This is a genomic window from Anoxybacillus sp. J5B_2022 (assembly GCF_026847645.1).
Classification (GTDB): Bacteria; Bacillota; Bacilli; order Bacillales; family Anoxybacillaceae; genus Anoxybacteroides.
This window is the reverse complement of the sequence record NZ_JAPSMC010000019.1, coordinates 45,798-52,206: the sequence shown is the minus strand read 5'-3', so window position 1 is coordinate 52,206 and position 6,409 is coordinate 45,798. Positions and strand designations below refer to the sequence as shown.

Here is a 6,409-nt window from a genome sequence, read left to right as displayed (position 1 = left end):
AAAGTAAAAGAACAGTTAATCGAAAAAGTAGTACTTGCAAGTCGCGCCAATTTGCGTGGGATCAAAAAACGGGACTTTTCGCAAACAACAGCTAGTTATCGACCGGTTTCTTATAGTAGAATAGAAGTACAACCTTCAACAAAGCGGAAAAAAATTGTATGTATCGGTACATCGACAGGCGGTCCGCGGGCGTTGCAGCAAGTGTTAACGCACCTTCCAAAACAAATCGCGGCACCGATTGTCATCGTGCAACATATGCCAAAAGGATTTACAAAATCACTCGCACAGCGGCTCGATTCACTATGTGAGATTTCTGTTAAAGAAGTGGAGCATCAAGAAGAGTTAAAGCAAGGAACAGCGTACATTGCGCTAGGTGGGGCGCATTTTACCGTCGTTCCGTCAAGCCGGTCGCTCGTGGCCCATCTTGACTACTCTCCGCCACGAAACGGGCATCGTCCTTCTGTCGATGTGTTGTTCGAATCTGTCAGCGGATTACGTGATTATGAGAAAATCGCTGTCATTATGACAGGGATGGGGTCAGATGGAACAGCCGGATTGAAATTGTTAAAGCAGCAAGGCCATACAAAAGCAATTGCAGAATCAGAAGAAACGGCAGTAGTGTTTGGAATGCCGAAATCGGCGATCGCTACGAATTTAGTCGACGTTGTCGTGCCTTTGGAGCGAATTGCGGAAACGATTATGAAATATGCAGGCGGGCAAGGGGTGTAGAGTGATGGACATGAGTCAATATTTAGAGATTTTTATCGATGAAAGTAAAGAACATTTACAAACGATTAACGAGCAGCTTTTAGAATTGGAAAAAAGCCCGGATGACCTTTCGATTGTAAATGAAATTTTCCGCTCAGCCCATACATTAAAAGGAATGTCGGCGACGATGGGATTTGAAGACTTGGCGAATTTAACGCATCAAATGGAAAACGTGCTTGACGGCATTCGCAACCATAAAATTACCGTTACGCCTGAACTGTTGGACGTCGTGTTTCGTGCGGTCGATGATTTAGAAGCGATGGTGAACTCGATCGCTAGCGGTGGCGATGGCAAACGGGACGTTCGCGAAGTCGTTCAGCAACTGAAGCAAATTGAACAAGGCGATGTTCCAACGAGGAAAACGGAACCACCTTCTACGACGCCGACGCTTACGCAAACGTACGGGGAATTTGAATACAACGTATTGCAACATTCGAAAGAACAAGGGTTTCATACGTATGAAATTCACGTCAAATTGCGAGCGGATTGTTTGTTGAAAGCTGCGCGTGTGTTTATGGTTTTTGATGCATTAAATCAAGTGGGCGAAGTAATTAAAGCGAATCCGCCGGTGGAGTTATTAGAAGAAGAAAAATTTGATCAAGAATTCGTAGTGACTGTTGTTTCCAAACAATCAGCAGAGCAATTATATGCGCAAGTTAGCAAAGTGTCGGAAGTAGAAGAAGTAACAGTAACTGCGATCGATGTCGACAAGCTGCGGCCAAGCGAACTAACACCGCCTCAATTAGAGGTGTCCCAAACAGAAGCAGCGGTGACGGCTGCAAAAGAAGAACAAAAAGAAGAGAAAGCAGAAGGGCAAAAGGAAGAAAAAGAGCAACATAAAGCAGTGGCGAATAAAACGATTCGCGTCAACATTGAACGGCTTGACATTTTAATGAACTTGTTCGAAGAGCTCGTTATTGACCGTGGACGCTTAGAACAAATTTCGCGCGAATTGAATCATCCAGAACTGCATGAAACGGTCGAGCGGATGTCGCGTATCTCGAGCGACTTGCAAAACATTATTTTAAATATGCGGATGGTTCCGGTCGAAACTGTTTTTAACCGCTTTCCGCGCATGGTTCGTCAACTTGCCCGCGATTTAGGGAAGAAAATCAACCTCGAAATTATCGGAGCGGAAACGGAATTAGACCGTACAGTCATTGATGAAATTGGCGACCCTCTTGTTCATTTGCTGCGTAATGCGATTGACCACGGGATCGAAACACCGGAAGTGCGCCGTGCCAAAGGAAAACCGGAAGAAGGTACGGTCAAATTAAAAGCATACCATAGCGGCAATCATGTATTTATTGAAATCGAAGATGACGGCGCTGGCATTAACCGGGAAAAAGTGTTGCAAAAAGCAATCAATAAAGGGATTATCTCTAAACAAAATGCAGCGAATTTAACGGATAAACAAGTGTATGAATTGATTTTTGCATCCGGCTTTTCTACTGCCGATAAAATCTCGGACATTTCTGGACGAGGTGTCGGTCTTGACGTAGTAAAAAGCACGATTGAATCGCTCGGCGGATCGGTGACGATTGATTCTCACGAAGGGGTCGGTTCGATCTTCTCGATTCAATTGCCGCTAACATTGTCGATCATTTCTGTCATGTTAGTCGAAATTCAATATGAAAAATACGCGATTCCGCTTTCATCGATTATTGAAACAGCGATTATTAAAAAAGAGGATATTTTGCATGCCCATCATCAAAAAGTGATCGATTTCCGCGGCAAAGTCGTTCCGCTTTTATTTTTAAAAGATGTATTTGAAGTGCCGGTCGTAAAAGAAGAAGAAGACTTTTTCTCCGTCGTGATTGTCCGCAAGGGAGAAAAAATGGCCGGACTTGTCGTCGATTCATTTATTGGCCAGCAAGAAGTCGTGTTAAAATCGCTCGGAAACTATTTAACATCGGTTTTTGCCATCTCCGGTGCCACGATCTTAGGAGACGGTCAAGTGGCATTAATTATCGACTGCAACGCATTAATTAAATAGGGGGGAGAAGGATGGCGAATCAAGAAACAGAATTAAAAGTAATAGTCTTTCAATTGAAGGACGAAGAATATGCGATCCCAGTTCAACAAGTTCGTTCAATTGAAAAAGTGCAGCACATTACACGCGTTCCGCGGACGCCTAAGTTTGTTAAGGGAGTCATTAATTTGCGCGGAGTAGTGACGCCAATTATCGATTTGCGCGAGCGGTTCGGCATTGAAGCGTTGCCATTTAATGAGCAGACGCGCATCATCATTGTTGCGCTGGGCGAAATGGAAGTAGGGCTTATTGTCGATGCGGCGAACGATGTCCTCGATCTTCCTATAAAAAGCATTGAGCCGCCTCCTGAAGTGATCGAGGCAGTGGAAGCCGATTATATTAACGGTGTAGCGAAAGTCGGAAAACGGTTATTAATTTTGCTTAATTTAGAGAAAGTATTAGAGAAGGAAACAATCGCTTTAGTGTAAATATATAGAGAGGTCGTTTGATCAATGGCAAATATTCGTGATTTGAACGCGGATCATATCGATATTTTAAAAGAGATTGGCAATATCGGTGCTGGGAATGCAGCGACGGCACTTTCGCAGCTGTTAAATAAAAAAATTGAGATGAATGTGCCGAATGTACAAATCGTTTCCTTTGACGAGATGATGGATTTAGTGGGCGGTGCTGAGCAAGTGGTCGCCGCTGTATTTTTACGAATTGAGGGAGATGCCCCTGGGAGTATGTTTTTCGTGTTATCGCTGCCACAGGCGGAGCGGTTTATTAAACAAATGACCGGAGATCATCAATTTTCTTTCGTTTCTTTACAACCGTCTGAACTTGGAATATCCGCTTTGCAAGAATTAGGGAATATATTAGCAGGTTCTTATCTTTCCGCCCTTGCCGATTTTACTAAGTTAAAGCTTTACCCGTCTGTTCCAGCATTGACGGTCGATATGATTGGCGCAATTTTGCAATACGGGTTGCTTGAATTATCCCGTGTTGGGGATTATGCGATCGTCATTGATACAGCGGTGCACGAAGAGCAACAGCCGGAAGATAGCATAAATGGCCACTTCTTTTTACTGCCTGATCCAGACTCATTTGTCCCGATTTTTCGATCGTTAGGTGTCGAGTTGTCATGAATGAAATTGTTCATGTCGTAAAAGTCGGGATTGCAGATATGAACGTCGTTCAACCACCTCATCTTATTCGCACTTCTGGATTAGGTTCGTGTGTAGGAGTAGTCATTTTCGACCGACTGAAGGAAGTGGCAGGGTTAGCACATGTGATGTTGCCAGACTCCTCGCTGGCAAGATCGGAAAATATCAATATCGCCAAATATGCCGATACGGCGATCGAAGCGCTAGTGGAGCTCGTCATCAAGGCAGGAGGACGGAAAAATTGGCTAAAAGCGAAGTTGGCAGGTGGAGCGCAAATGTTTCAATTTCAATCAGCAAACACAGATATGATGCGAATCGGACCAAGGAATGTAGAAGCGGTGAAACGAGAATTGCAGCGGTTCTACATTCCCGTTGTCGCGGAAGATGTAGGGGGAAGTAGTGGACGGACGATTGAATTTAATCCGAAAACATGTATGTTATCCATTCGCACAGTCAATCAAGGAGTTAAAGAAATATAATGGCAGGTACGATCGTGATCAACATATTGTTAGGCATGTTTGGATTTATCATTGTGTTTCTTCTATCTTTTTCCACCAATAGCATGACAACAACGTTTGAGCGCAGCGCAATCACATTTGTCCTCTTTTTTTTAAGTGCTTATTTGTTTCGTTGGATGTTTGCGTATATTCGAAAAGATCCAGCGAAAATAACGGTAATGTCACAACCTGTAGACGAAAACGAACTGCAACAATTGATGAAAGGATTGACCGAAGAAGAAGCACAAAAAGTGGCAGCCTATATTCGTCATATGCTGCATAACGAAAACGATTCGTAAAAGCAGCGTCACCGACAGTTTTAGGATGAACGAGGAGGAGTGTTATGACAAACGTTTCAGCGCGCGAAGAGCAAAAACATTGGCAAAATTGGGTGAGCAATCGCGATCCGCAAGCGGCAGATGAACTTGTTCAAAAATATATACCGCTCGTTCATTACCAAGTGCAACGAATTTCTGTATCTCTCCCAAAAAACGTGAATAAACAGGAATTAGTGAGCTTTGGATTACTAGGGCTTTATGACGCGCTTGAAAAATTTGATCCTTCTCGCGATTTGAAATTTGACACGTACGCCTCGTTTCGCATTCGTGGTGCCATTCTAGACGGATTGCGGAAAGAAGATTGGCTTCCGCGCAGCTTAAGAGAAAAAACAAAAAAGATTGAAGCGACAATTGCTAAAATGGAGCAACAATATATGCGGGAAGTCACCGCGAAAGAAGTAGCCGATGCGTTAGGAATGGCGGAAGAAGAAGTGTATACGGTCATGAATGAAGGATTTTTTGCGAACATTTTATCGTTAGATGAATGGCCAAAAGACGAGGACGACGGTCCGTTAACGTTGCGCGATGAAAAAGCGATTTCTCCAGAAGAAACGGTGTTGCACGAAGAATTGCGCCAACAGCTTGTGGAAGTCATCCAGCAACTAAACGAAAAAGAACAACTGGTGATTAGCTTATTTTATAAAGAAGAATTGACATTGACAGAAATTGGGCAAGTGATGGGATTATCGACCTCAAGAATTTCGCAAATTCATTCGAAAGCGCTGTTTAAATTGCGTAAAATATTAGAAAAAGCGTTATAATCGCCACTAAGGCAAAAAGGAAGTGATCATATGAGTTTAAAATTAGTAGAACTACAAATCGCACTTCCAAGAACGTACGACATCGCGAAAATTCAAGAGCAACTTCATCACCACCCGGAGCAGCTACAAGCCCAACTAACAGCTGCCATGCAAAAGCAGGAAGAACGAAAGAACCGGCAAGTGACGAATAAACGAACCGCCTTCGATGCTCGCTGGCAAAACGAAAAGCATCATCAAGCGGAGCATCCATACAAAGGAACAAACATCGATTTAATGGGATAGAGGGATTCGATGACAGCATTTTTATTAACAATTAGCTTTGTTTTACACGCGCTTTCGCTGTTTATTATCATTTTATTGTATTTGCAGCTGACAAAAGTTAAAGAAGTAGAAAAGCGACAAGCACAAATGATCGAGGAAATGGAGCAAACCGTTTCGGCTTATTTCATCGAATGGAAAGAAGAGAACGAACGGTTTCTGCAAGCGTTGGCGCAAAAATTAAACCGTCGCGTCGATGAGAAAGCGAAGCAAGTGCCGAACGTTCAAGTGAACGAAGCTAAGCGAAGCGCCGATGCAGCCGTTAAGACCGAGCCGCTCCCTAATCAAACCGAGAATGTGTGGTCACCGTTAGAGCATGCGGAAAAAATGAAAGACACACTCGAAATTCGCGCCATTCAACCGAAACAAGCGCCCGCGTCTTCCGCTTCTTCGCTTGCAGAGCAGGCAATGCAGCTGCAACAAGAAGGAAAAACGATTGAAGAAATTGCGAAATTGTTAAAAAAGGGGAAAACAGAAATTGAGCTGCTCTTGAAATTTCGGCAAATGTAGTGAAATACAGCTTGATTGTCATTTCTAGTTGTGATATATTTTTACATGGTGTGAATACACACGCTTACGGATTTAAGCA

Annotated in this window: 9 protein-coding genes; all 9 read left to right on the top strand. The window is 43.3% G+C overall.

The window, feature by feature from the left end:
- The coding region (locus M4I42_RS07570) for a chemotaxis protein CheB (RefSeq protein WP_328284596.1) at positions 1 to 729 on the top strand (729 nt) is incomplete at its 5' end.
- A 4-nt stretch (positions 730 to 733) separates the two neighbouring features.
- A complete protein-coding gene (locus M4I42_RS07565; protein WP_268851602.1) occupies positions 734 to 2,764 on the top strand; it encodes a chemotaxis protein CheA in 2,031 nt (676 codons plus the stop codon).
- A gap of 11 nt (positions 2,765 to 2,775) precedes the next feature.
- Positions 2,776 to 3,228: a chemotaxis protein CheW gene (locus tag M4I42_RS07560; RefSeq protein WP_268851601.1), complete on the top strand. Its 453-nt coding sequence runs from the start codon at positions 2,776 to 2,778 to the stop codon at positions 3,226 to 3,228.
- A 24-nt stretch (positions 3,229 to 3,252) separates the two neighbouring features.
- Complete coding sequence (locus tag M4I42_RS07555; RefSeq protein WP_268851600.1) at positions 3,253 to 3,888, top strand: chemotaxis protein CheC; 636 nt, start codon at positions 3,253 to 3,255, stop codon at positions 3,886 to 3,888.
- On the top strand, positions 3,885 to 4,385 hold the full coding sequence (locus M4I42_RS07550; RefSeq protein ID WP_268851599.1) for a chemotaxis protein CheD: 501 nt from the start codon (positions 3,885 to 3,887) through the stop codon (positions 4,383 to 4,385). The genes M4I42_RS07555 and M4I42_RS07550 overlap by 4 nt, the downstream gene beginning before the upstream one ends.
- Entirely contained in the window at positions 4,385 to 4,702 is a 318-nt protein-coding gene (locus tag M4I42_RS07545; protein WP_268851598.1) for a hypothetical protein, read from the top strand. The genes M4I42_RS07550 and M4I42_RS07545 overlap by 1 nt, the downstream gene beginning before the upstream one ends.
- Positions 4,703 to 4,746: 44 nt before the next feature.
- Positions 4,747 to 5,502, top strand: coding sequence for a FliA/WhiG family RNA polymerase sigma factor (locus tag M4I42_RS07540; RefSeq protein ID WP_268851597.1), 756 nt, complete (start codon positions 4,747 to 4,749; stop codon positions 5,500 to 5,502).
- 30 nt (positions 5,503 to 5,532) lie between these two features.
- Complete coding sequence (locus tag M4I42_RS07535) at positions 5,533 to 5,784, top strand: hypothetical protein (RefSeq protein WP_268851596.1); 252 nt, start codon at positions 5,533 to 5,535, stop codon at positions 5,782 to 5,784.
- Between the two features lie 9 nt (positions 5,785 to 5,793).
- Positions 5,794 to 6,330 carry a hypothetical protein gene (locus M4I42_RS07530; RefSeq protein WP_268851595.1) on the top strand — a complete coding sequence of 179 codons (537 nt, stop codon included), beginning with the start codon at positions 5,794 to 5,796 and terminating at the stop codon, positions 6,328 to 6,330.
- Positions 6,331 to 6,409: the final 79 nt, after the last annotated feature.